The sequence below is a fragment of the Paraburkholderia sediminicola genome, from assembly GCF_046026895.1.
Classification (GTDB): Bacteria; Pseudomonadota; Gammaproteobacteria; order Burkholderiales; family Burkholderiaceae; genus Paraburkholderia; species Paraburkholderia sediminicola_C.
Window position 1 is genome coordinate 1 of sequence record NZ_JAQQEU010000232.1, and the last position, 1137, is coordinate 1137.

Below are 1137 nucleotides of genomic sequence, written 5' to 3' on the forward strand. Positions count from 1 at the left end.
CGGAAAGGTGTTGGCGCCGCCGGCTTATGAGGATGTGGTGGTGTTTCCGGTGCGGATCGAGGCGGGTATCGTTCAGGTGCGTGATGAGCGGTGGGATTGAAATGAGGTCAAGAGGAGGGACTTGTCGTCTTGTTGGGCGAACATTTGAGGCAGGGTCAGGCAGCACACATCGGCGGATCGTTAACGGAGCCGCCCGTTTAACGGCAAGGCATCAGTTGACGTTCGCCGGCCCTGTCGGGTTGAGTCCAATCCCTCGTATCCGTTACTCTGGCGAATACTTCCCTCACGCGATCGGCTGTTGTTATGGATCTGGATTTTAGACAGGCCGTACCCGGAGACTCGGAATGGCTATTTGACACGTACCGGCGAACGATGAAGGATTTCGTTACCTCGGCGTTTGGCTGGAACGAGGCCCTACAACAAGCAGGATTCGCAAAAAGTCTTCGTCAAGGCACTTGCCAATTAATTACCTGCGAAGGCGAACGGTGCGGATTTGTGCACTGGGACGTCGAACCAGATCTCCTGTGGCTGAGGATGCTCTGTATCGTACCAGCGATGCAAAGCAAATCGATCGGCAGTCAAGCACTCGCCAAGGTCATATCGTTGTGCAGCGTTCTGGAAAAACCCCTGTACCTGAATGTCTTGCTATCCAACCGAACTGCTCACGACTGGTACAGGAGAATCGGTTTTGTCGATATCGAAAACGACGACAAGGTTTCTACTTTGGTGCTGCCTCCCTCGTCCTCACCGGCCCTAATGAAACGGGATGGATAGCCTTCCAGGCACCATGTGCACTGGGGACAGCCAGGTTCGACGTTCGAACGTCGGCACCGCGCAGACACCGGAGTTTTCGTCCTTTTCGCGCAAATTCTGGCGGCTTGATTGGAAAAGCCCATATCGATCAAAGACTTGAACACTCACCGTTTGCTCGGCAATCACGGACACGCAGCGCCTTGCTGCAAATGGCTCTGCGCGATGCTACCGCCAGATTTTGCACGAAAAGGACGACTACCCCATCTCGAAGGACGTATCGCGTTGAGGCTTCGCCCGTCAGCGGCCATTCGTCGTGCGCAGAACCCGATGGGCCAATGGTCGATCATGCCACCAGTCTGACTGTACTAACGACCGTTGCACCTT

At 55.1% G+C, this 1137-nt stretch carries 1 protein-coding gene and 1 pseudogene; both read left to right on the forward strand.

The window, feature by feature from the left end:
- Positions 1 to 100, forward strand: a pseudogene (locus PQR02_RS40470) (ferredoxin); the annotation flags it as partial.
- A 272-nt stretch (positions 101 to 372) separates the two neighbouring features.
- On the forward strand, positions 373 to 774 hold the full coding sequence (locus PQR02_RS40475) for a GNAT family N-acetyltransferase (protein WP_408243393.1): 402 nt from the start codon (positions 373 to 375) through the stop codon (positions 772 to 774).
- Positions 775 to 1137 lie beyond the last annotated feature (363 nt).

Coding starts and splice junctions, on each gene's coding strand:
- PQR02_RS40475 (WP_408243393.1), top strand. CDS start 373: ATGAAGGATTTCGTTACCTCGGCGTTTGGCTGGAACGAGGCCCTACAA.